This window comes from Saccharospirillum mangrovi (assembly GCF_003367315.1).
GTDB classification, from domain to species: Bacteria; Pseudomonadota; Gammaproteobacteria; order Pseudomonadales; family Natronospirillaceae; genus Saccharospirillum; species Saccharospirillum mangrovi.
On the sequence record NZ_CP031415.1, the window covers coordinates 54,814 to 77,925 of the forward strand.

22 protein-coding genes are annotated in these 23,112 nt (G+C 59.9%); 13 read left to right on the forward strand and 9 right to left on the reverse strand.

Annotated elements, in window-relative coordinates; translation table 11 throughout:
* Positions 1-9: 9 nt before the first annotated feature.
* Positions 10-1,197: an AGE family epimerase/isomerase gene (locus DW349_RS00260; RefSeq protein WP_108125682.1), complete on the forward strand. Its 1,188-nt coding sequence runs from the start codon at positions 10-12 to the stop codon at positions 1,195-1,197.
* Between the two features lie 74 nt (positions 1,198-1,271).
* Here DW349_RS00260 and DW349_RS00265 read toward each other — a convergent pair whose 3' ends face one another.
* Positions 1,272-1,736 carry a carboxymuconolactone decarboxylase family protein gene (locus DW349_RS00265; RefSeq protein WP_108125683.1) on the reverse strand — a complete coding sequence of 155 codons (465 nt, stop codon included), beginning with the start codon at positions 1,734-1,736 and terminating at the stop codon, positions 1,272-1,274.
* Between the two features lie 159 nt (positions 1,737-1,895).
* On the opposite strand from DW349_RS00265, the gene DW349_RS00270 reads away from it, so the two are divergent.
* Positions 1,896-2,699, forward strand: a complete 804-nt coding sequence (locus tag DW349_RS00270) for an AraC family transcriptional regulator (RefSeq protein WP_108125684.1) — start codon at positions 1,896-1,898, stop codon at positions 2,697-2,699.
* Positions 2,700-3,387: 688 nt separating this feature from the next.
* On the opposite strand, the gene DW349_RS00275 is transcribed toward DW349_RS00270, so the two are convergent.
* The 3 genes from DW349_RS00275 to DW349_RS00285 all read right to left on the reverse strand — a co-directional run bounded on the left by DW349_RS00275 (position 3,388) and on the right by DW349_RS00285 (position 6,006).
* Entirely contained in the window at positions 3,388-3,843 is a 456-nt protein-coding gene (locus DW349_RS00275; RefSeq protein ID WP_108125685.1) for a hypothetical protein, read from the reverse strand.
* A gap of 103 nt (positions 3,844-3,946) precedes the next feature.
* Positions 3,947-4,621 carry a response regulator gene (locus tag DW349_RS00280; RefSeq protein ID WP_108125686.1) on the reverse strand — a complete coding sequence of 225 codons (675 nt, stop codon included), beginning with the start codon at positions 4,619-4,621 and terminating at the stop codon, positions 3,947-3,949.
* A complete protein-coding gene (locus DW349_RS00285; RefSeq protein WP_108125687.1) occupies positions 4,621-6,006 on the reverse strand; it encodes an ATP-binding protein in 1,386 nt (461 codons plus the stop codon). Before DW349_RS00285 ends, DW349_RS00280 begins: the two co-directional genes overlap by 1 nt.
* 170 nt (positions 6,007-6,176) lie before the next feature.
* Between DW349_RS00285 and chrA the strand changes: the two genes are divergently transcribed.
* The 3 genes from chrA (at position 6,177) to DW349_RS00300 (ending at position 10,549) form a co-directional block, all read left to right on the forward strand.
* Complete coding sequence (chrA, locus tag DW349_RS00290) at positions 6,177-7,331, forward strand: chromate efflux transporter (RefSeq protein ID WP_108125688.1); 1,155 nt, start codon at positions 6,177-6,179, stop codon at positions 7,329-7,331.
* Positions 7,332-7,502: 171 nt separating this feature from the next.
* Entirely contained in the window at positions 7,503-9,437 is a 1,935-nt protein-coding gene (locus tag DW349_RS00295) for a bifunctional 2',3'-cyclic-nucleotide 2'-phosphodiesterase/3'-nucleotidase (protein ID WP_108125689.1), read from the forward strand.
* Positions 9,438-9,700: 263 nt separating this feature from the next.
* Complete coding sequence (locus DW349_RS00300; protein ID WP_157954350.1) at positions 9,701-10,549, forward strand: helix-turn-helix domain-containing protein; 849 nt, start codon at positions 9,701-9,703, stop codon at positions 10,547-10,549.
* 20 nt (positions 10,550-10,569) lie between these two features.
* On the opposite strand, the gene dut is transcribed toward DW349_RS00300, so the two are convergent.
* Both dut and coaBC read right to left on the reverse strand, forming a co-directional pair.
* Positions 10,570-11,028: a dUTP diphosphatase gene (dut, locus tag DW349_RS00305; protein ID WP_108125691.1), complete on the reverse strand. Its 459-nt coding sequence runs from the start codon at positions 11,026-11,028 to the stop codon at positions 10,570-10,572.
* Positions 11,029-11,085: 57 nt separating this feature from the next.
* A complete protein-coding gene (coaBC, locus tag DW349_RS00310) occupies positions 11,086-12,300 on the reverse strand; it encodes a bifunctional phosphopantothenoylcysteine decarboxylase/phosphopantothenate--cysteine ligase CoaBC (protein WP_108125692.1) in 1,215 nt (404 codons plus the stop codon).
* A 94-nt stretch (positions 12,301-12,394) separates the two neighbouring features.
* Between coaBC and radC the strand changes: the two genes are divergently transcribed.
* The 6 genes from radC to pdxH all read left to right on the forward strand — a co-directional run bounded on the left by radC (position 12,395) and on the right by pdxH (position 16,381).
* A complete protein-coding gene (radC, locus tag DW349_RS00315; RefSeq protein WP_108125693.1) occupies positions 12,395-13,087 on the forward strand; it encodes a RadC family protein in 693 nt (230 codons plus the stop codon).
* A 205-nt stretch (positions 13,088-13,292) separates the two neighbouring features.
* Positions 13,293-13,529, forward strand: coding sequence for a 50S ribosomal protein L28 (gene rpmB, locus DW349_RS00320; RefSeq protein WP_108125694.1), 237 nt, complete (start codon positions 13,293-13,295; stop codon positions 13,527-13,529).
* 11 nt (positions 13,530-13,540) lie between these two features.
* Positions 13,541-13,696, forward strand: a complete 156-nt coding sequence (rpmG, locus tag DW349_RS00325) for a 50S ribosomal protein L33 (RefSeq protein ID WP_108125695.1) — start codon at positions 13,541-13,543, stop codon at positions 13,694-13,696.
* A gap of 313 nt (positions 13,697-14,009) precedes the next feature.
* A complete protein-coding gene (locus DW349_RS00330) occupies positions 14,010-14,798 on the forward strand; it encodes a class I SAM-dependent methyltransferase (protein ID WP_108125696.1) in 789 nt (262 codons plus the stop codon).
* A 93-nt stretch (positions 14,799-14,891) separates the two neighbouring features.
* On the forward strand, positions 14,892-15,710 hold the full coding sequence (mutM, locus tag DW349_RS00335) for a bifunctional DNA-formamidopyrimidine glycosylase/DNA-(apurinic or apyrimidinic site) lyase (protein WP_108125697.1): 819 nt from the start codon (positions 14,892-14,894) through the stop codon (positions 15,708-15,710).
* A gap of 29 nt (positions 15,711-15,739) precedes the next feature.
* Positions 15,740-16,381 (forward strand): pyridoxamine 5'-phosphate oxidase, encoded by a 642-nt coding sequence (gene pdxH, locus DW349_RS00340; protein WP_108125698.1) that lies wholly within the window; start codon positions 15,740-15,742, stop codon positions 16,379-16,381.
* Positions 16,382-16,531: 150 nt separating this feature from the next.
* Here the strand turns inward: pdxH and DW349_RS00345 are convergent, their stop codons facing one another.
* Positions 16,532-17,884 carry an NAD(P)/FAD-dependent oxidoreductase gene (locus DW349_RS00345; RefSeq protein ID WP_108125699.1) on the reverse strand — a complete coding sequence of 451 codons (1,353 nt, stop codon included), beginning with the start codon at positions 17,882-17,884 and terminating at the stop codon, positions 16,532-16,534.
* Between the two features lie 146 nt (positions 17,885-18,030).
* On the opposite strand from DW349_RS00345, the gene DW349_RS00350 reads away from it, so the two are divergent.
* Together DW349_RS00350 and DW349_RS00355 are read left to right on the forward strand one after the other, a co-directional pair.
* Entirely contained in the window at positions 18,031-19,218 is a 1,188-nt protein-coding gene (locus tag DW349_RS00350; RefSeq protein ID WP_108125700.1) for an aminotransferase class V-fold PLP-dependent enzyme, read from the forward strand.
* 91 nt (positions 19,219-19,309) lie between these two features.
* Positions 19,310-19,807 (forward strand): acyloxyacyl hydrolase, encoded by a 498-nt coding sequence (locus tag DW349_RS00355; protein WP_108125701.1) that lies wholly within the window; start codon positions 19,310-19,312, stop codon positions 19,805-19,807.
* Here the strand turns inward: DW349_RS00355 and mnmH are convergent.
* Both mnmH and selD read right to left on the reverse strand, forming a co-directional pair.
* Positions 19,789-20,889, reverse strand: a complete 1,101-nt coding sequence (gene mnmH, locus DW349_RS00360) for a tRNA 2-selenouridine(34) synthase MnmH (RefSeq protein WP_108125702.1) — start codon at positions 20,887-20,889, stop codon at positions 19,789-19,791. The two genes, DW349_RS00355 and mnmH, sit on opposite strands and share 19 nt — an antisense overlap.
* A gap of 44 nt (positions 20,890-20,933) precedes the next feature.
* Complete coding sequence (selD, locus tag DW349_RS00365; protein WP_108125703.1) at positions 20,934-23,084, reverse strand: selenide, water dikinase SelD; 2,151 nt, start codon at positions 23,082-23,084, stop codon at positions 20,934-20,936.
* Between the last annotated feature and the right edge of the window lie 28 nt (positions 23,085-23,112).

The window sequence follows — 23,112 nt, forward strand, 5'->3', positions numbered from 1 at the left end:
AACCCATCCATGAATTTCTACGACAGCGATTTTCTGGTGGAGCATCTGCGCTCCATCCTGGCGTTTTACGACCCGCGCGTGGTCGATTCCAGCGGCGGCTATTTCCACAACTATTACGACGACGGCCGGTTGTTCGATCCCGGCTTCCGCCAGTTGGTCTCGTCCACCCGCATCATCGTCAACTACGCCCAGGCCGGCCGCTTCTTTAACCGCACCGACTATTTAGGCATTGCCCAACACGGCCTCGACTATCTGGAACGGGTGCACTGGCGTGACGACGCAAACGGCTACGCCTGGACACTGCGCGACCACCAACCCGAAGACATGACGCAAATGGCCTACGGCTACGCCTTCGTGTTGCTGGCCTACGCCGCCGCGCGCCAGGCCGGCCTGGTGGATAACGCGCCCTTAGCGCGCACCTTCGACTTGCTGGAGCAGCGTTTCTGGCAAGCCGAACACGGCCTCTACGCCGACGAAATTGCCGCCGATGGCACCGTCAGCCAATACCGCGGCCAGAACGCCAACATGCACCTGTGTGAAGCCATGATCGCCGCGTTCGAAGCCACCAACGAAGCGCGCTATCTGGAACGGGCCCGAACGCTGGCGTACAACGTCGCCGTGCGTCAGGCCGACCAGACCGATGGCTTAATCTGGGAACACTACCAGGCCGATTTCAACATCGACTGGGACTACAACAAAGACGATCCGAAAAACCTCTACCGCCCCTGGGGTTTCCAGCCCGGCCACCAGACTGAGTGGACTAAACTGCTGTTAATGCTGCACCGCCACGCCCCGGAAGCCTGGATGGTCGAACGCGCCCAGTCGTTGTTTGATCGCGCCTGGAAAGCCGCCTGGGATGCCGAACACGGCGGATTGATTTACGGTTTTGATCCGGACGGCAACTGGTGCGACGACGACAAATATTTCTGGGTACAGGCGGAAAGCTTTGCCGCTGCTGCGCTGCTGCATCAGGCAACAAACGACGACAAATACCTCGCCTGCTACCAGCAGCTGTGGCAATACAGCTGGGACCATTTTGTCGATCACCAATACGGTGCCTGGTTCCGCCTGCTGACGCGCGACAACCAAAAAACCTCAGACGAGAAAAGCGCAGCAGGTGCCAAGTGCGACTACCACACGCTGGGCGCTTGTCTGGAAGTGTTGCGGGTGCAAGGCGTGCAGGTTCAGCCGGAGTAACATCGAAAATCAAAGCAAAAGTGGGCGTCGAAAGACGCCCTTTTTTTTGCAAAAGCTGTATGGAAAAACCTGGGTTAATACGGCGATTGGTAATCGCCAACCGGCGGCTGGAAGCTCACCGCAAAACGGTTCCAGGCGTTGATGGTGGCAATCGCCAGCGTCAGGTTCACCAGCTGGGCTTCGCTGAAATGCTGGCGCGCCTGTTGGTATACGGCGTCATCCACATCGCCGGTCGAAAGCCGGGTGGTGGCTTCGGCCCAGGCCAGGGCGGCGCGTTCACGGTCGGAAAAGAACGGCGCTTCCGGCCAGGCATTGAGTGCGTAGATGCGCTGTTCGGTTTCACCCAGGGCGCGGGCATCTTTGGTGTGCATGTCCAGGCAGAACGCGCAGCGGTTGATCTGCGATACGCGAATTTTCACCAGTTCGATTAACGGCTTATCGACGCCGTCTTCGGTTTTGCTTTGTTCGGCCAGATAGCTTTCCAGCCCCATCATGGCTTTTGTCGCGCCGGGGGCGGCGGCTTGAAAATTGAAACGCATGATCGGTCTCCTGAAATGATTGGAGCTGCCAAAGTAGCGAGTTTGAACGCGGCCGAATTGTAGAAAATCGTCATCGTTTCATTTCGTTTCGTGGTGCTAGAGCGGCGTTTTCTGAATGGCTAAACTGTCGCGCATAACGTTGATGAGAGGGCCGAAAAGTTGCCGGTTCGCCTGAACACCGCCCCCAATTTGCGAGGCTTTGAACGCCGGCTGCCATCGCCGGCGTTGGCGCCCTATGTGCAAAATATCTGGTGGTTGAGCATCGACAACTGGCAACAACAAACCACTCAGTATCTGTACGCCGATGGCGGCAGTGGCATCATTGTTAATCTGGCGGCACCGCTGCGGGTGAACGGCGTTGATGTTAGCCAACCGGCTTTAGCCAGCGGCCCGGTAATGCACAGCACGCAGCTTCAGTTTGGACGGCGGGTACAACTGGTAGGCATTCGCTTCCAGCCGGGCATGGGGCAGCCATTTTTCGGCGTGGGTTTGGATGAATTGCAATTCGAAGACGCCGTGCCCGGCCTGTCGTTGGCGTTATTGGCCGAACAACTCAGCGAATGCGCCGACCGCAATCAACAACACCGGCTGATCGAACAAGCACTGCTGGACCGGCTACAACGGTCTGCGTTCAAACCCGGCCCGGTGCATACGTTACTGAGCCAGATCAGCAACGCAGCCGGTGCGGTTCCGTTGGCGAACCTGCTGGCAGCGGTGCCGTTGAGCCAGCGCCAACTGGAACGACAATTCAAATGGCTGGTCGGCGTATCGCCCAAACAATACAGCCGCATTCAACGCGTCGGCCGCGCCCGCTGGCAGTTGAAGCAGTCGGAGACTGTGTCGTTGCTGGATGTCGCCTATTCATCCGGCTACTTCGATCAGGCGCATTTTATTCACGACTTCAAAGCGGTACTCGGTTTGACGCCGGGGCAGTATTTGAATCGTATTCGGTTGGGTAGGTAGTTGAGGGAAGTTTGTTGTTGGGAAGGTGCAGTCTGAGTAATTCAGCCTTTGGCTAGACCGCTAACTAGGCCTCTGACTAGACCTCCCAATTGACCCCGTCATCCCGGCCTTGAGCCGGGATCTCTAGTGGGATGTCCATCCCAACGATTGGCAACCAATGTTCTTTTGACTATGAATGGGTAGCTCGGTTTCCCAGGGGAGATCCCGGCTCAAGGCCGGGATGACGGAGTTTGTTTGGGTGCGCTTAGTCTGTTTTTCTCAACCATTCCAAACCTTCCAAACCTTCCAAACCTTCCAAACCTCCGACCCAACCCTCAACCAAACCTCCCATTGACCTCGTCATCCCGGCCTTGAGCCGGGATCTCTAGTGGGATGTCCATCCAACGATTAGCAACCAATGTTCTGTTGGCTGTGAATGGGTAGCTCGGTTTCCCAGGGGAGATCCCGGCTCAAGGCCGGGATGACAGGTGTGCCTGGGTGCACTTAATCTGTTTTCTCAATTATTCCTAACCTTCCAAACCCCAACCAAACCTTCAGCCAAACCCTCGACCAAACCTCCAATCGACCCCCCAACCATCCCAACCATTCCCAACCTTCCAAACCCCAAAAAAAACCCGCCAAAAGGCGGGCAATATCGAGAAGACCGGTTTGGGGAATCGGTCGAGTATTTAAGCAACCGAGTAGCCGATTACTCCGCCGGTGCCGGCGGCATCGGTTGACCAAAACGGCCACCACCGTTACGACGGTCGCCGTGGCGGCCGCCCATCATCGGGCCGTGAAATTCCAGATAGGTCATCAAATCTTCCACCTGATCGGCGGTTAGAACGGTACCCAATTGGTCCGACAAAGCGATTCGGGCCTGGCTGCGCAGGGCTTCAAATTCTTCTTTGCTGGGTCGGCCGGCACCGGAATCACGACGGGCTTGCATGGCCTGGCGTTGGTCGTCGCGGAAGGTGCGCATCACGTCCAGTACGTCGTCGGCTTGTTCGTCGGTCAGGTTCATTTCGTTAAAGATGTAGCTGAAACGTTCGGCTGGGTCGGCTTCGCGGTCGTCACCACCCCAGGCGAGGGCATTGCCGGCGCCGGCGGTTAATGCAACCGCTAAGGCGGTGGCTAACAGGGAATTGCGTGGGTTCAAGGTCATGTTTTTGCTCCTGAGTTTCGCAGGGCCTTTGCCCCGGTGAGGATCAGTGTCGTGGCCTAATTCGCAGCAAATGTGGAGTCAGCGAGGACGACACAACCTTTACCTATTCGTATTTGTAACCAGCGCCGTAGACCGAGCGCACGAACTCTTCTTCCGGTGCCAGCAAGTGCAGTTTGCGGCGCAGGTTTTTGATGTGGCTGTCGATGGTGCGGTCGCTGACCAGACGGCGGTCCGGGTAGATGGCGTCCATCAGTTGGTCGCGTGAATGAATGCGGCCGGGGTGTTTCATCAGTTCCGCCAGCAGGCGCGCTTCCAGTGCGGTGAGTTCCACTTTGCGGTCGCCGTAGCGGACTTCATTGGCGTTTTCCGGCAACACCAGCGTGCGGCCGTCGTCGCTGTTGATGCCCTGGTTCAGTTGGCTGCGACGCAACACGGCTTTCACCCGCGCCACCACTTCGCGCGGGCTGTAGGGTTTGCAGACGTAATCGTCGGCGCCCAGCTCCAGGCCGAGCAGGCGGTCGATTTCTTCGACGCGGGCGGTGGTCATGATGATCGGCGTGGTTTGGGTTTTGCGAATCTCCCGGCACAGCGTCAGGCCGTCGGTGCCGGGCAGCATTAAATCGAGCAGGATCAGGTCCGGCTGGTGCTCGTTCAGCCAGGGCAGCACTTCGTCGCCGCGATGGCACAGATGGGTGTCGTAGCCGTCGCGGTGCAGATAGTCGCGCACTACCTGCGCCAGTTTGGTTTCGTCTTCGACGATCAGAATCAGCGCGACCATCAGCTTTTCCTCAACGGCAATTGCACGATCAGCGTCAGCCCGCCGAGCGGCGATGGCTTCGCTTCGACCTGGCCCTGATGCGCGGTGACGACGTTGTGCACAATCGCCAACCCCAAACCGGAACCGCCGCTGGCGCGGTTGCGCGATTCTTCAACGCGGTATAGCCGATCAAACAATTTCGGCAAAGCCTCGGCCGGCACGCCCGGGCTGGAGTCGGACCATTCCAATTGCGCCCAAGGGCCCTGGCGCGATAAGCGCACTTTTACCTGCCCCGGTGCGTCGGTGTAGCGCAGCGAGTTTTGCGCCAGGTTGCTGAGCAATTGCGTCAGCCGGTGGCTGTCGGCGTCGATCAATAGCGGCGTTTCGGAGGGGCGATAGTCCAGCGTTAATCCGGCACGTTCGAACGCCGCGCTGTGCTGGCTGAGCACGTCTTCAACCAGATGGCCCAGCTCCAATGGTTCGCGCCGGTAACTGAGCGCGCCGGCGTCGGACAAGGACAATTCGTGCAAGTCTTCCACCAGCGCGCTGAGCCGTTCGATTTCCTGATACAACGACGCCAGCGTTTCGGCATTGGGTTCGCGCACGCCGTCCTGAATGGCTTCCAGCTCGGCACGCAGCACGGCGATGGGCGTGCGCAGTTCGTGCGAAATATCGGCGATCCAGCGTTGCCGGGCGTTGAGGTTCTGCGCCAGTGTGCGCGCCAGATGGTTAAAGTCGCGCGCTAAATCCGCCAGTTCATCGCTGCCGGATACGGCGATCTGGGTATCGTAATCGCCACTGGCGAGCCGATGGGTGGCGCGTTGTAGCCGGCCAATGGGACGCGTTAAAACGGCTGCAAATGGCAACGCGACGGCGACCGAAAGCAGCAGCGCAATTAGTGCTATCCAACGCAATTGGCGGCGTTGCTGGTCGGCGAAAACGCGGTCGAATTCGCCGGTCAAACGCAGGCTGGTGGGAATGCCCAATTCGCCGATGCGTTCGCCGTTGGTGTTTTCAATCGGCAGCCAGGTGGAGAACTCGGCTAAAAACGGTGGCCCGGCAATGGTGGCGCCGTTGGCGTCGCGCAATTGCAACGGTGGGCCAGGAAAGCGCGGGTTATCGAAACTGCGTCGGCCACTCGGTTCGCCGTCGCGGCGGCCAAACAAAAAGGGTTTGACCAGATTCGACCAACGCATCGAATCGATGTGTTGCCAGCCGCCTTCAAGGGCGTGTTCTTCGGCCAGCGCTTCAATCAGCGGCGCCAGCCGTTTGGCCTGCACGGCTTGCTGGTAGGCGGCGAAGCTGGCGCTGAATGCCTGGTTGTTGGCGATGACGATGGCCATCGTTAACAGAGCGTTGGCTAATAGAATGACCGCCAGAACTTGGTAGCGGAGTCGAATGCGCATCGAAGTCTTGGTTTCTGATTGTGGTGTTGAATGATGGGTTCAGCATAGTCGCCGATTGTGCAGTCGGTGTGGAGAGACGGTTCGACACTTCGACGGTTGCCACGGCGCTGTCATGCTCGGCGGTCAGGATTGTCGGCTGGTCTTTAACTATGAAACACCGAGGGTTGGCAATGCCGGGCAGGCTTCGCATCGGGTTCGAGATATTCGCGCGGTTTTTGTTGCTCGGCTGTGTCAGCTTCGGCGGGCCGGCGGCGCATCTGGGGTATTTCCGTCGCACCTTTGTTCAGCGTCTGGAATGGCTCGACGATGCCGGCTACGCGCGTTGGGTTGCGTTGGCGCAGTTTCTGCCCGGCCCGGCGTCGAGCCAGGTGGGTTTTGCCATCGGTTTGCAACGTGGCGGGCTGATCGGTGCCTTGCTGGCGTTTGTCGGTTTTACCGCGCCGTCGTTTGTGTTGATGACGGCCCTGGCAATTGGCAGTCGCCAATGGCTGGATGCGGCCTGGCTGCCGGGTTTGGTCAGTGGTTTGAAATGGCTGGCGCTGGTGGTGGTCGCCGATGCGGTGATCGGTCTGTATCAAGCGTTTTGCCGGCGCGCTTTGACACAGGCGATAGCACTCGTCAGTGCCGCCTGGGTGCTGTTGACGCCCTGGGTTTGGAGTCAGCCTGTTGTCTTGTTGGTGATGGCGCTGTTGGGCGCGCGCTTTCTGGTCGTGGACACCCAGTCGACGGAAGCCGGTTCGGGCCGGATCGCCTGGTGGCCGCTGGGGCTGTTTGTGGTGCTGGCGATAGTGCTTTGTTTGCCGCTGAACGAGCTGGACCCGGTGCGGCCTTTCTTTACCACCGGCAGCCTGGTGTTCGGCGGCGGCCATGTGGTGTTGCCGTTGTTGCAGTCGGGCGTGGGCGAAGCATTGTCGCCGGATCGGTTTCTGTTCGGCTATGCCAGCGCTCAGGCGATGCCCGGTCCGTTGTTTACGCTGGCGGCGTTTCTCGGGGCGGAATTGCGACCGGACCAACCCTGGCTTGGGGCGTTGCTGGCAACCGGCGCCATCTTTTTACCCGGCTTTCTATTGCTGCTGGCTTTGGTCCATGTCTGGCAGCGGTTAGCCGCCCGTCCGAAACTGGCCGGCGCCTTGGCGGCGGTGAATGCCGCCGTGGTGGGTTTGTTGCTGGCGGCGCTGTATCAGCCGGTGTTTGTGTCGGCCATCGATGGTGCTCAAGCACTGGCGTTGGCGATGCTGGGGTTGGTGGCCTTGCGCTGGTTGCGCTGCCCGGTGTTGCTGCTGGTGGCGGTTTCGGCAGGCCTGGGTCTGCTGGGTTGGGTGTGATTTTCTGTCGTCGCTTTGTCATTCAGCCTTGCCAAGATAGTTGGCCTTTGGCATTAGTTGACCACGGGGTCAGAAAGGGTCGAAACGGGCGCTCAATGGTCGATGGAGACTGACGGTTGAGCCTTTCGCTGAATGAACAGCATTGGATGAACGAACAACAAAGGCATTGCCATGAAGACATTGAAAACAGGACTTGCTGTGCTCGCCGGTCTCGGCTGCGCTGGCGCTGCAAGCGCTGCAAGCGCTGCAACGGTGGAGTTGCGGCTGATGGAAACCACCGACATTCACATGCATCTGGTCGATTACGACTACTATTCCGACCGCACCAATGTGACGGTGGGTCTGGCGCGCACCACGGCGCTGGTGAACCAGTCGCGCATGGAAGCGACCAATTCGGTGTTGGTCGATAACGGTGACTTGATTCAGGGCAACCCGCTGGGCGATTACGTCGCCAAAGGTCGTGAGCTGAAAGACGGCGATATCCACCCCGCTTTCAAAGCCATGAACCTGCTCGACTACGACGTCGGCAACATCGGTAACCATGAATTCAATTACGGTCTGGATTTTCTCCAGCGTTCGCTGGCCGGTGCGGAGTTCCCGTATGTGTCATCCAACGTTGTTGTTGACGATGGCGATAACGATTCGAGCAACGACCAACCCTACTTCCAGCCGTACATCATTCTCGACAAGACCGTAGCCGACACCACCGGCCAGTTGCACCGGCTGCGAATCGGCTACATCGGCTTCACGCCGCCGCAAATCATGGTGTGGGATCAGGACAACCTGACCGGCCGCGTGCAGTCGCGCGACATCGTTGAAAGCGCCGAGAAATACATTCCGCAGATGAAGGCCGAAGGTGCCGACATTATTGTCGCCATTCCGCACTCCGGCATCAGCGCCAGCGCGCGCGAAGGCCGCGACGAAAACGCCAGTCGTTATCTGGCCGAAGTGGATGGCATCGACGCCATCATGTTCGGCCACTCGCACCGCGTTTTCCCAGGTCCGGGTTACGACGGCATTGAAGGCGTCGATGCGCAGGCCGGCACACTCTTCGGCGTGCCATCGGTTATGCCCGGTTTCTGGGGCAGCCATCTGGGCATCATCGATTTGACGCTGGAAGGCGAGAACGGCGATTGGACCGTCGTCGCCAGCCGCGCCGAAGCGCAGCCGATTTATGAGCGCCGCGATGGCGAAACCGTTGCCCTGGTCGATGCCGTGCCGGAAATCGTGCGCGCGGTGAAAGCCGACCACGAAGGCACGCTGAGTTACATGGCGCAGCGCGTCGGCGAAACCTCCGCCAACATCAATTCCTACTTCGCCCTGGTGCAGGACGATCCGTCGATTCAGATCGTCAACAACGCCCAGCGTTGGTACGTCGAACAAATCGTCGCGGGTACTGAATACGCCGGTGTGCCGATTCTGTCGGCCGCCGCGCCGTTCAAAGCCGGTGGCCGTGGCGGTGCGAACTACTACACCGAAGTGCCGGCCGGCCCGATTGCGCTGAAAAACGTAGCCGACCTTTATATCTATCCGAACGATCTGAAAGTGGTCGAACTGACCGGTGAACAAGTGGTCGAATGGCTGGAACGCGCCGCCGGCCAGTTCAACACCATCGATCCGAGTGCGGGCGGCGAACAGCCGTTGGTGAACGACGCCTTCCCAAGCTACAACTTCGACGTTATTGACGGCTTGAGTTATCGCATCGATGTCACCGTGCCGCCGCGTTACAGCGCCGAGGGCGATTTGGTCGGCAGCGCCGCGCACCGGATTGTTGATGTGCGTTTCAACGGCGCCGCGCTGAACCCGCAACAGCGGTTCCTGGTCGCGACCAACAACTATCGCGCCGGTGGTGGCGGTTCCTTCCCGGGCCTGGACGGTTCAACCGTGGTGATCGATGCGCCGGACAAAAACCGCGATGTGATTGCCAACTATCTGCTGACGCAAGGCACCTTTAACCCCTCTGCCGATGGCAACTGGCAGTTTGCCGACTGGGGCAACGCCGAGGTGGTGTTCGAAACCTCGCCGCAAGCGCAGCGGCTGGCACCCGCTCAGGTGATGCCGGTGCGCCAGTTGGACACCGGCTTTGTGCTGTACCGTTTCGACTGAGCTGTTTTTTAGCCAAAGCAACATCAACCGCCCCTGTCGGGGCGGTTTTTTTATGCCCGGCGCGGACAAAGCCCAGCGCGCAGACAGTGGCTTTGCAGCGGGCACCCGCGGTTAAGCGAAATTTATTAACAAAAAGCCGTATTGTGATTGGCGGTTGCGGCCGATAGCGTTCTGTGGAACAGAGCGTGCCAAAGACTGGCCACTCGATAGGGCAGCCGTAGCGGCAAGGACGTCGATCAGAAAGGATGATAATAAGAGTGACTATGAATCCAACTGATGACGCCGACCGCGATGCGGTTGAGAGCGTTGATTTCAACGAAATTGAATGGCAATTCAATGAGAACGTGGGCGCGTTTCTGGCTCAGGTTCGACACATGAACCAACAGAAAATCCCGGCTTTGATGAAGGCGTTGTCGGTTTCCAAAAAAACCTATCTGGAGATGGAAAAGGGCAAACGTCAGTACCGCATGCACATCATCGCCTGGTGGAGTTTTGTCATGGGGCTGTCGCCGTTGCACATCCTGGCGCAGTCGGACTACTTCGGCCATTTGCCGATTGGCGATTACCGCAACATCCGCCAGATCAAGCTCGCCCTGCTGTTGCAACGAGTGCCGTCGACCGTAGCGATGGACGCGCTGCAACGCCTGATCGACGACTGCCCGCGCAACATTCACCGCGACATCGATCGTTCGATGCACATCTCCATCGACGAAATGGAAGATGCGCGCCGGTTTCTGTACTCGGCCGACTACTACAGCATGATCGCCGATGCCATGCGCCGCTTTATCGATCAGAACGGTTTGACGCGGCGCGAATTCGCCGACTTTTTGAAGGTGACGCAACGCACCGTGCGCCGCATTCTGAACGGCGAGGTGGCGTTGAATTACAGCTATTACGCGCGCTTCTATTTATCGACCGGCGTCTACCCGCTGAAAGTGGTGGAAGAGCCGGCGTATATGCGGGTGCGTTTGAAGTTGGAGCAGCGCTTCTTTTTGATCAACGATCTGATTGCCGGATACGGCAGCCAGCCTGAACGTCTCGACGACGCCTTGCTGGAATTGGGCGACCAGCCGGTCGATGCCTATTGGCGGTCGCTGTTTACCCAGCCCTGATTCACTGACCGCCCGCTGATTCAGTGGCGTCCGGTGTGACCAAAACCACCGGCGCCACGATCGGTGGCCTGGAAGTCGTCCACCCATTCGAAGTCCGCCTGCACCACCGGCACCAACACCAACTGCGCCAGACGTTCACCCGGCTCCAACTGGAAGCTGGTCTGGCCGCGATTCCAGCACGACACCATCAACTCGCCCTGATAATCCGAATCGATCAAGCCGACCAGATTGCCCAGCACGATGCCGTGCTTATGGCCCAGGCCGGAGCGCGGCAGAATCATCGCGGCGTAGTTCGGATCGTCGATATAAATGGCAAGGCCGGTGCCGATCAATTGGGTTTGCCCCGGCTCCAGCGTGACCGCTTCGTCCAGGCAGGCGCGCAGATCCAGACCGGCCGAGCCTTCGGTGCCATAGCTGGGCAGCGGAATGGAATCGCCCAGGCGGGGGTCGAGTTTTTTGATCTTCAGGCGGTGCTTCATTCGGTGTCCTAGTTGTGGTGAGAGGCAATAGTGGTGAGAGGCAATAGTGGTGAGAGGTTATAAAGGTGGCAGTTGTGCGGCGAATTGTTCCAGCAGCCAGCGCGCGACCTGTGTCTTGCTGGCCGGGCCAAAGGCGTCGCTGCGCGTGTGGCTGACCAGCAGGATGTCGTTCAGGTCGCTGCCGAAACCGATGTCGTCGCGCGATACATCGTTGGCGACGACCCAATCGACGTTTTTCTTGTCCAGCTTGGCGCGGGCGAAGCTTTCCAGATTTTCCGTCTCTGCCGCAAAGGCGACGACCTGGCTCGGGCGTATCGGGCTGTTAGCGGCGTTGGCAACGATGTCCGGGTTTTCGATCAGTTCCAGCGTCAAACCGCTTTGGCCGTCGGCTTTCTTGATTTTCTGAGTGGGTACTTCGGCCGGACGGTAGTCGGCTACGGCGGCGGTGGCGATCAAAAGATCGACTTGCGCCAAGTTGTCCTGAACGGCGTCGTTCATTTCCAGCGCGGACACCACATCGAGGCGTTTCACCCGAGGCGGCGTTGGCAAGTGCACCGGGCCGGCAATTAACAATACGTCGGCCCCGGCTTCGGCGGCGGCGGCGGCCAGTGCAAAACCCATCTTGCCGCTGGAGTGGTTGCTTAAATAGCGCACCGGGTCGAGCGCTTCACGTGTCGGGCCGGCGGTGATGACGACTTTGCGACCGGTCAGCAGCGCCGGGCTGAACGCCCGTGCGGTCAGTTCCGCCAGACCAGCCGGTTCCAGCATGCGGCCGGGGCCGATGTCGCCACAGGCTTGCTGGCCGGCATCCGGGCCGAACCAGAGCGTGTTGGGTTGCAGCGATTTCAGTTTTTCGACGTTGGCCTGGGTGACCGGGTTCAGCCACATTTTTTCGTTCATCGCCGGTGCCAGCGCCAGTGGCGCGCGTGTTGCGAGGCACAGGGTGGTCAGCAAGTCGTTGCCCATACCCGAAGCCAGGCGGGCAATAAAGTCGGCCGTGGCGGGCGCGACCAGCAATAAATCCGCCCAGCGGGCCAGCTCGATGTGGCCCATGCCCATCTCGGCTTCTTCATCGAGCAGGCTGCGGTGAACCGGCTGACCGCTTAAGGCTTGCAGCGTCAGTGGCGTGATGAATTCCTGAGCGGCCTCGGTCATCACCACCCGAACCTCGGCGCCGGCGCGAATCAATTCGCGCACCAGTTCGGCCGATTTATAGGCTGCGATACCGCCGGTAATACCGACGACGATGCGTTTTCCTACCAGTGTTTGCATACCTGGATTCCGCCTTTCAAAATAGAGCGCGAGAATACCACATGGGGGTGGTTGTGCTCAGAGTCCACGGTCGGACGAATAAGGAGATGCAAGGATGGCGATTACCGATTGGCCGGCGGCTGAACGGCCCCGGGAAAAATTGTTGGAACGCGGCGCAGCCGCGCTGACCGATGCCGAACTGCTGGCGATATTTCTGCGTACAGGTTTGCCTGGTATAACGGCCGTCGATCTGGCGCGTACGCTCTTGAATGATTACGGCAGCCTGGCTGCTTTGCTGGCGGCTGATCAGGCGTCGTTCTGTGTCGGTAAAGGCCTGGGCAGTGCCAAGTTTGCGCAGTTGCAGGCGGTGCTGGAAATGGGCCGGCGTTATCTGTTGGATGAACTGCGCACCGGCCCGGCATTAAGCTCGCCCGGCGACGCCCGGTCGTTCGTACTGGCGCAGTTGCGCAGCCTGCCGCACGAAGTTTTCGCCTGCATCTGGCTCGACAGTCAACACCGCGTGCTGCTGTACGAGCCGTTGTTTACCGGCACCATCGACGGCGCTGCGGTCTACCCGCGTGAAGTGGTGCGTCGTGCCTTGGCGCACAACGCCGCTGCCGTCATCCTCGCGCACAATCATCCCAGCGGTGTGGCCGAACCGAGTGACGCCGACCGGCGCATTACCGATCGGCTGACCCATTCGCTGAATGCCATCGATGTGCGGATACTGGATCATCTGGTGGTTGGCGCCGGTGTGGTGGTCAGCTTCGCCGAACGCGGCTGGTTGCGCGAAGTCGGCGGCGCATGAGGATTGCACAAAGATTCACCAGGACGCTTGAGTTGGTTCTGGCCTTCTGGTATAAAACGCGCCTCATTTTATCCGGGCCCCGGATCGACAGGGCGGATCGGGGCCAGACGGCAAGCGTGCCGGCCGGACTCCCGGCTTCACACTCGAAGCCACATTCATAGAGCTATAACGTCGGTCTGACCGAAGAATCGGAGGCGATTGCACCATGTCCAGAATTTGCCAAGTTACAGGTAAGCGTCCTGTAACCGGGAACAACGTTTCCCACTCTCAAATCAAGACCAAGCGCCGGTTCCTGCCGAACCTGCACACTCACCGTTTTTGGGTTGAGGGTGAAAAGCGCTTCGTCAAACTGCGTGTTTCTTCCAAGGGCATGCGCATCATCGACAAGAAGGGCATCGAAGCGGTTCTGACCGACATCCGTGCCCGTGGCGAGAAGGTCTAAGGAGCTTAGTCATGCGTGACAAGATCAAGTTGGTGTCCAGCGCCGGTACCGGTTACTACTACACCACCGATAAGAACAAGCGTAATACCCCCGACAAGATGGAATTCAAGAAATACGATCCGGTGGTTCGCAAGCACGTGATGTTCAAAGAAGCCAAGATCAAGTAAGTCTCGGCTTTGTTGAAAAAACCGACCCTGTTTTGCAGCGTCGGTTTTTTTGTGCCCGTAGTTATAGCGCCTGCTTGACCCGCCACAACAAGGCTTCCTAGAATGCGCCCGCGTTCTTACTGACCAGGGTTCCCCATCATGTCGTTGATGGCTTTTGCTGACATCGTGTTTGGTCGTCTGCGCTTCGCCTGAGTGGCGAGCAGACGGTACCGACCTCCTCCTTTTCGACACCTTTCCGATCCAAACCACGTTTGGATGCCAGGGCCTGCTCGTCGCTGCGTTTCCGTCGAACTTAACGACAGGAAAATCTGTGATGGCAAAACAATCCATTTCGTCTCGTTCCAGCCAGAGCTGGGACGGTGTTGCTGATTGGTACGCGGGCTGGTCTGGTCCGCGTGGCAGTATTCACCACCGCAAGCTGGCAATCCCTGCTTTATTGGCCGCCATAGACGGCCAGGCCGGTGAACGGCTGGTCGACCTGGGCTGCGGTCCGGGTGCGTTGGCTGAATCGGTCGGTCGGCTGGGGTTGAGCTATACCGGCGTCGATCTCAGCCGAAAACTGATCAGCCGGGCGCACAAGCACAACGCTGGAACCGGCCGTCGTTTTATTGTCGCCAATGTCACCGACCCGGCTTTGCCGGCCCGTTTGGGTGTGGCGGCCTTTGATGCGGCGGTGTTTATGCTGAGCGTGCAGGACATCAACCCGTTGCAGCCGGCCATCGACAACGCAGCGGCCCTGTTGCGCCCTGGCGGTCGGCTGGTGATTCTGATGACGCATCCGTGCTTTCGCATTCCTCGCCAAAGCGGCTGGGGTTGGGATGGCGGTCGTCAATTGCAGTACCGGCGGGTGGACAGTTATCTGTCGCCATTGAACATACCGATGCAACGACACCAAAGTGGCCAGGGCACGACGCGCAGTTATCACCGGCCGCTGGAACACTACGTCAGCGCATTGGTGAGCAGTGGCTTGCAGGTGGATCGGCTGGTGGAAATACCGATGCTGGAAGCATTGCAGCCGAACCAGAAATTGAGCCGGGCTGAACGTCGTGCGGTGCAGGAAATTCCGTTGTTCCTGTTGCTGCGCGCTCAGAAAGTCAGCTAAGCCAAAGGCCGGGTTCGACAGCTCATGTCGTGCCCGGCCCTTCGTGCCATAATCGCCGTCTTTCGGCGGACCGCCCGGACAACGGATTAAGCCATGCCTGAACTGCCCGAAGTCGAAACCACGCGACGCGGTATCGAGCCTCACATTCTGGAGCGACGCATTTCACGCCTGACGGTGCGCGATGGCCGTTTGCGCTGGCCGGTGACACCGGACATGCCGGCGCAGCTTCAGGACCAAAAAATTCTCGGCACCCAGCGCCGTTCCAAATACCTGCTGATTCAACTTGAACGCGGTGTGTTGATCATTCACCTGGGCATGTCCGGCAGTTTGCGGGTATTGCTCGACGACCCGACGCCGGGCAAACACGATCATCTGGATCTGGAACTCGATAACGGCGTGCGGCTGCGCTACAACGACCCCCGTCGTTTCGGCGCCTGGCTGTACACCGAAGCACCGCTGGAAGCGCACGAACTGATTGCGCATCTCGGCCCGGAACCGCTCAGCGACGACTTCGACGCCGACTACCTGTTCGCACTCAGCCGCAAGCGTAAAACCAAAATCAAAACCTTCATTATGGACGCCCGCGTCGTTGTGGGCGTCGGCAACATCTACGCTAACGAAGCGCTGTTTATGGCGGGTATCTATCCCCATAAAGCCACCGGGCGCATCAGCAAAGCCGAGTGCGAACGGTTGGTCAGCACCATCAAACAAGTGCTGGCGTTGGCGATCAATCAGGGCGGCACCACGCTGCGCGATTTCGTCGGCGGCGATGGCAAGCCGGGCTATTTTGCCCAATCGCTGAATGTGTACGGTCGTGCTGGCCTACCGTGCAAACGCTGCGAAACCGTGATCAAAGAAATGCGCACCAGCAACCGCGGTACTTTTTATTGTCCCAGCTGCCAGCCGCGTTAACGCCACGAATCTGAACCGGGAGAACGACCGTGAAACTCGATGACATCCGCCGCGATTATCTGCAAGGGGGGCTAAATCGTGCCGACCTCGAGGCCGATCCGATTCGTCAATTCGAAGGCTGGCTGAAACAGGCGGTCGATGCGCAACTGAGCGCCGACCCGACAGCGATGACCTTGGCGACGGTTGATGCCAGCGGCCAGCCGAGCCAGCGCGTGGTGTTGTTGAAAGCGTTGGATGAGCGCGGTTTTGTGTTTTACACCAATTACGACAGCCACAAAGGCCGCGACATTGCCGCCAATGCCAAGGTCAGTCTGCACTTCGGCTGGCTGGCGTTGGAGCGGCAGGTGGTGGTGTACGGCACGGCGCAGAAACTCGACGCGGCGGCGTCAGCGCAATACTTCCATTCGCGGCCACGCAACAGCCAGATTGGCGCCTGGACCAGTCAGCAAAGCCAGCCGATCGCCTCGCGCGAAGCGCTCGATGCTGCCTTCGCCGACACCGAAGCACGTTTTGCCGACCAGGAAGACATTCCGCTGCCACCGTTCTGGGGCGGTTACGCCATCGAGCCGACACAGATCGAATTCTGGCAAGGCCGTGGCGGCCGATTGCACGATCGGTTTATGTATCGGCGCGAAGGGTCGCAGTGGGTTTTGGAACGCTTGCAGCCGTAACCGACAGGCTATGCAGGAGTACTCGGTAGTGAGGCTTTCTGAGTGGGCGTCGATCCACAGGGATGTGGATCGCCGAGCGTACAGGGATGTACTTGCAGCGTCCCGCTCAGAAAGCCTCACTGCCGAGTGCGGCCCTAAACCACCATCCCGTCAGAATGCCGGGCTCAACTCAATCTTCGAACCGTCGTGGAAGCGATTGAAACGGAACCGACTGAGGTCGTGACCGATCGGTTGCTCGGCCACTAAGTCCGCCACCACCCGTCCCATACCCGGTCCAATACCAAAGCCGTGCCCACTCATGCCGGTGGCGATCACCAGGCCTGGGCACGACGGCACGCGATCCACAATCGGCACGATGTCCGGCATCGTATCGATCATGCCGCCCCAGCTGTGACGAATCTGTGCCTCGGCAAAACCGGGGAACGAGGCTTTGATTGCATTGAGCGTTTGCGTCAGTGCGGTGTGGTTGGGTGTCGGATTCAGAATGCGTTGGCGTTCGAATGGGCTGATGTCGCCGCCGCTCCAGCGACGCGCTGTGCGCCAGGCGTCGGGAAAATGTTTGGGTGCGGCCGGGTGAAAACGAGTGCCGCTGAAATCGTGGCGCAGTTGCGGCAGGTATTTGAAAAAATGCCGGAAGGCGTCCGGGCCGATAAAGAAGTTATGGGTGTAACCGGGCGCGATGTTGTAACCGCCGTCGAGTCGGCGACGAAACGCGTAGTTGGGTGTGCCGACCTGGCCGTCGTAGAAATTCGGCAAAGCAGTCGTGGCCGCGACAGACGCCAGCACCGACAACTGCGGAATGGAAATGCCGGCGTTGCGCGCGAACAAACCCGACCAGGCACCGCCGGCCAATACGGCTTGCTCACAGCGAATCACACCGCGCTCGGTGACCACCGCACGCAACTGTCCAGCCTGGGTTTCCAGCGTCCGTACCGCGCACTGCTCGATAATGGTCACGCCCGTTTTGGCCGCTGCCCGCGCTAAGGCCGGCACCGCTTGCCACGGTTCGGCGCGGCCATCGCCAGGGGTAAACAGGCCACCGAACCAGCGCGTGCGATGCTCGGGCAGCTTTTCGTTCAATTGCGCCGGGCTGAGCAAGTGGGTATCCAAACCACGCTCGACCGCTTCGCCGTGCCAGTGTTCAAACTGCGCCAGTTCTTTTTCGCTGTCGGCCAGATACAGAATGCCGGTCTGACGAAAACCAAGGTCTTCGTCGCTGTCGGCCGACAACTGCTGCCACAGTCGGTTGGCTTCCATCATGATCGGCAGTTCGTGCAAATCCCGACCTTGTTGCCGCACCCAACCCCAGTTGCGCGACGACTGTTCAGCGGCGATGCGACCTTTCTCGCACAGCACCACACGCAAACCTTTTTTCGCCAGGAACCAGGCACTCATCACGCCAATCACACCGCCGCCGATCACGACGACATCGCAGGCTTCCGGCAACGCGGACTGGTGTTCGGGTTGGCTGGGTAAGGCAAACGGAAATTCGGGCTGAGACATCACAACAAGACTCCGACAAAGCAGGCGCATCGACGGCCGAGCATATCGAAGAAGCGTTTTGTCAGCGATGCGACCGGCCGTCTCAACTCCGGAACGCTGCGCTTTAGTGCTAGGCTAGCGAACGTTTCCGACAGGACCGTTTTACGATGACCGCCAACCACTCCTCGCGCGACTGGCAAGACACCGCCCGCGCCCTGCAACGCCACTACCAGAAATTCCGTGTTGATGAACGCATTCTGCTGACCGGCCATTCGCACCAGGCCTGGCCCGATGTCGCGTTCGACGGCCAACTGCAAGCCATTGAAGACGCCGCGACGCACGTCGACGACAAATGGTCGGTCGCGTTCGAAAAGGCCGATCAATTGCGCGCCGGCTACGCCCGCCTGTTGGACGATCCGACGGGTGAATACACCCTGGCTCAGAACACTCAGGAATTGCTGGTGCGTTGGTTGTCGGCGCTGCCGTTGCAGGCCAAACCGCGACTGATCACCACCGACGGCGAATTTCACTCGATGCGGCGCTTGCTCGATCGGTTGAATGAAACCTCGGTCGAGGTGGTCAAGGTTGCCAGCGAGCCGGTCAGTACATTAGCGGAACGTTTGCTCGCGGAAGTGAACGACCAAACCGCGGCCGTGTTGTGTTCGGCGGTGTTGTTTCAAACCGGGCGCGTCGTGCCGCAGCTGAGTGAATTGGCGGCCGGCTGTGCGCAACAACAAGTGCCGCTGTTGCTCGACGCCTATCACGCTGTGAATGTGTTGCCCTGGTCGATTCGCGAATTGAAACTGGACAGCGTTTTTGTGGTCGGTGGCGGTTACAAATACTGTCAGTTTGGCGAAGGCAATTGCTTCCTGCGCGTGCCCAAAGACTGCGATTGGCGACCGCTGGTTACCGGCTGGTACGCCGAGTTTGCCAGCTTGAATCGGGCACCGAACGGCCAGGTGCAATACGGTCGTGGCCGCTGGGCGTTTGAAGGCTCGACCTACGACACCACCAGCCATTACCGCGCCGTTGCCGTGCTCGAGTTTTTTGCCGAACAGCAACTGACGCCGAACCGCCTTTATCCGCATTACAAAGCCCAGCAACAGCATTTGCTGAATCTGTTGCGCGAACGGGAATGGCCCGACCATGTGCGTTTGCCCGACACGCCGCTCGATCACATCGGCGGTTTTCTGGTGCTGCATACGCCCAAGGCGGCCGACATCGTTCAGGCGCTGAAAACGCGCGATGTGTACACCGACAGTCGCGGCGATGCGCTGCGCATCGGCCCGGCACCTTATGTAACCGCCGAGCAATTGCATCAGGCCGTGCAGGTATTGGCTGAAGTAGTGCGGTAGTCGCTTGTTGGTTAGGCAAGCGCCGCAAGACCCGTTCGTCGGGCTGTGGTAAAAAGACCGGCCGATTGAGGCGTGTTGAAGAAGGAGTGCGATGGTGCGGTACGGTTGGTTAGTGGTGTTGCTGTTGATGGTCGGTCCGGTTTGGGCCAGCAATGACGATGGTTACGCCAAGGTGTTTATCGGCACTTACGATATGTTTCGCGACAACCAGGACACTCAATACGGCGTCGAAGCGCAATTTGCCGATGGCCTGACGCGGTACGATTTCAAACCCCTGGTCGGCCTGATGCGTACCCGCGAGCAATCGCACTATCTGTACACCGGCGTCAGCCGTACGTCGTTTTTTGCTCAGTCCGAAACCGGCCTGGCGTTCACGTTCAGCTTTGGGCCGGGGCTGTATTTTTACGGCGATGGCGATGACACCGATCTCGGCCACATCTTCGAGTTGCGATCCAGCGGCGGTTTGCTGTGGGAATTTGCCGACGCCACGCGCATCGGTCTGCATTACTCGCACTTGTCTAACGCCAGCATCACCGAAGTAAATCCTGGCTCGGAAATGGTCACCCTGACTTACGAGTTGCCGTTCTGACGCTCGTTTAAATAGGCGATCAATTCCTGGCGGCCGCCACTGAACAGAACATCTCGCGGCGACTTGTGCCATTGGTAGTCGTACATCCGGTCGTAGTAGTCGCGCAGCAGGGATTCGATCCAGACGCCGTGCGCATCCAAAGCGCCGGTGGCGGCCTGGTGCTGTAGCGCAAAACGCAGTTCGTCGTCGATGCGTTGATACAACAACCCACCGAGCCGCCGGCTCACCCGCGCCAGTGCGCCTTCCATGTAGTCGCGATACCGCGCAAAGCCATCGGCGCCAAACTGCTGCCGGTATTCGGCCTGCAAGCCGATAACGTAGTCCTGCAATATCACCTCCACGCGTTCGGCCATCGATACGTCCAGCATCACCACTGGCGCGGTTTTGATTCGTTCCGCCAATCGTTGCGACAAATGCACACTGCCAATGTTGCGCGATTCGTCTTCCAGCACGACCGGGCGTTGCAGGTCGATGTGCAACGTCGCCATCGCCAGCGCGTTTTCGAAATTCGCCTGGCTGGGTTGGGCGGTGGTGCGGCGACCGAACGCCGAACCGCGATGGTTGGCGAGCGCTTCCAGATCGAGGGCGTTGCCGCTGGCTTCGATGACTTTGGTTTTGCCCGCGCCGGTGCGGCCGGCGACGACAATACAATCAGCCGTGTCGTCGAAGCGGGCGTTTTGCGCCATCAAGGTGTGGCGCAGCGTTTTGTAGCCGCCCTGCACCAGCGGTAAATCCAACCCCGCTTCATGCATCCAGCTTTGACTGATCGACGAACGCATGCCGCCCCGGGCGCAATACAGCAGGGTTTTGTCCGGCTGTGCGGCTGCTTCAAGCCAGGCCTGAACGCGCGCGGCTTTGACCTCGCCCGAGACCAGCTTATGACCGAGCGCGACAGCGGCTTTCTGGCCTTGCTGCTTGTAGCACAGACCCACGCGGTGGCGTTCGTCGTCGGTCATCAACGGCCGGTTGAGCGCGCCGGGCACGTGGCCCTGCGCGAACTCGATGGGCGCACGCACGTCGATAAAGGTGGTGTCGGCGGCCAGCAGCGGTAGTAACTGGTCGGGTGTGATGCGGTCGGGCATGAGGTCGCGGCTATTAAAAACGGACCGGGATTATAGGATTCCCGTCAGCGCACCTCTACCGCTGCCTGACCAGCGTCGCGTCGATGCAACTGCCCGATGACAACCGCGCGCGGTAAGGCGGCCGCCAGCGTCGGCCATTGACCGGCCGGCAAGGCGATCAATAAGCCGCCGGAGGTTTGTGGGTCGAGCAACAGGCGGCGCAGCGCGGCGGGCACGTCTGCGGATATTTCGCACTGACTGAAATAGGGTTCCAGTTGCGGCACCAACGTCGATTCCCAGCCAGCGTCGAGTAACGCCAGCGAACCAACCAAGGCCGGTATGGCGCGGCTTTCCAGCCGGGCAGTGAGCGAATCATCAAGCATTTCCAGCAGATGGCCGAGCAAGCCGAAGCCGGTGATGTCGGTCACGGCATTCGGCCGCAAAGCCCGCAATGCTGCGGCGGCTTGCTGATTGGATTCGAGCATCGATGTCCAGGCTGCCGCCATCGCCCGTGCTGGCGCGGCCGCTTGCATATCGGCCGCGAGAATCACGCCGGTGCCGAGCGGTTTGGTCAGCACCAATACATCGCCGGGTTGAGCGCCGGTTTTGCGCCACAACTGCGTCGGCTCGGCTTCGCCTTGTGCGACCAAGGCGAGCTGGCACTCCGGGCCTTCGGTGCTGTGGCCGCCGGCGAGCACGGCGTTTTCGGCGTAGAGCGCGTCGGCGACGCCGTGCATCAGGCGGTCGTAATCGCGTTTTTGCAGTCGCGGGTGCTGATAATTCAACGTCGCCCAAACCTGCGCTGCCATCGGCTCGGCACCCATGGCGTACAGATCGCTCAGCGCGTGCAGCACGCCGACTCGACCAAAACGGTAGAGATCGTCACTGAAGGCGCGAAAGCCATCGATGCTTTGTACTTGCAGCCGACCGGGCGTTGGTTGCCAGCTGGCGGCGTCTTCGGCGTGGCCGAGAGCGGGACTGAAACCCGAGCGTTGGTGGCGCGGCAGCTGGTCGAGCGTGCCTGCCAAAATGGCCGGTGCCAGCTTGGAACCGCAGCCGGCGCAGTGCGGGCTGTCCATGGCGCTGTCGTCGCCGGCCATCGACTTGGGCGCACCCAGATTCTGAAAGCGCGCCATAAAGGCCCGGTCAATGTGATCTTTCCAGCGCCAGACCCAGGCACCGCTGACGACAAAGCCACCGCGATGACCAACCGCGTGCTGGCCGCCGAGCGACAACAGCGACAGAAAACGCCGCTGCAACCGCATCGGTTGCAATGGCTGGCCGGTAACGGCGCGTTTCAGGTTGGCGTACAGAAAAGGAGCCTGGCGCACGGCGTAGACGCCGGCTTTGGGGCGCGGATCGAAGGTCATTTCCGCCACATCGCCGGCGGCAAAAATATCCGGGTGCGACGTCGATTGCAGGTAACGATTGACGGCAATAAAGCCGTTATCGGCCAAATCCAGACCGGACGTTTTCGGCCAGTCGGGCGCGGCCGCCGAGGTGCACCAGAGCGTTTGATCGAGCGACAGCGTTTGGCCGTTGTTGGCGACCAAGCCGTCGGCCAAGACTCGGGCGACCCGGAAAGTTGGGTGGCGCTCAATGCCGTAAGCGTCCAAAGCCGCTTGGGCGGCCCGCACAACCCGAGCGGGCGCGCCGGGCAAAATACGTTCGCCGTTGTACACCAGATGCAGCTTTACCGGGCTATCCGAGCCGAGTCGATGCGCCATCGCGAGCACCAGTTCCACGCCCGCGCTGCCGCCACCAACCACGCCCCAATGCCCGCCGTGCTCGGCTTGGTTGATTAATGTCTGCCATTTGGCGTGGAACTGGCTGACGGGTTTCACACCCACGGCAAAATCGCGAGCGCCGGGTACGGAAAGGTCGGGCGTTGCGCCGGTGTCGATGCTGAGGGTGTCGAACGCCAGATCCGGCTGGCCGTCGAGCTGAATGCGTTTGTTGTTGGCATCCAGGCCAATACAGCGCGCCTGAATAAAACGAATGCCGGCCCAGCGGCACAGTCGGTTCAGGTCGATGTGAATGTCGTCAGCGCTGTAATGACCGGCTACCAGCCCCGGCAACATGCCCGAATAGGGCGCCACACTGAGGTCGGATACCAAAGTGACGCGAACGCCTGGCAGCGGTTTCATGGCCAGCCGACGCAACAACAGCGCATGGGTATGGCCGCCACCGACCAGAACAAGATCGCGTTCGCTCATAAACCGCCAGACCTGAAAAGACTGAGCG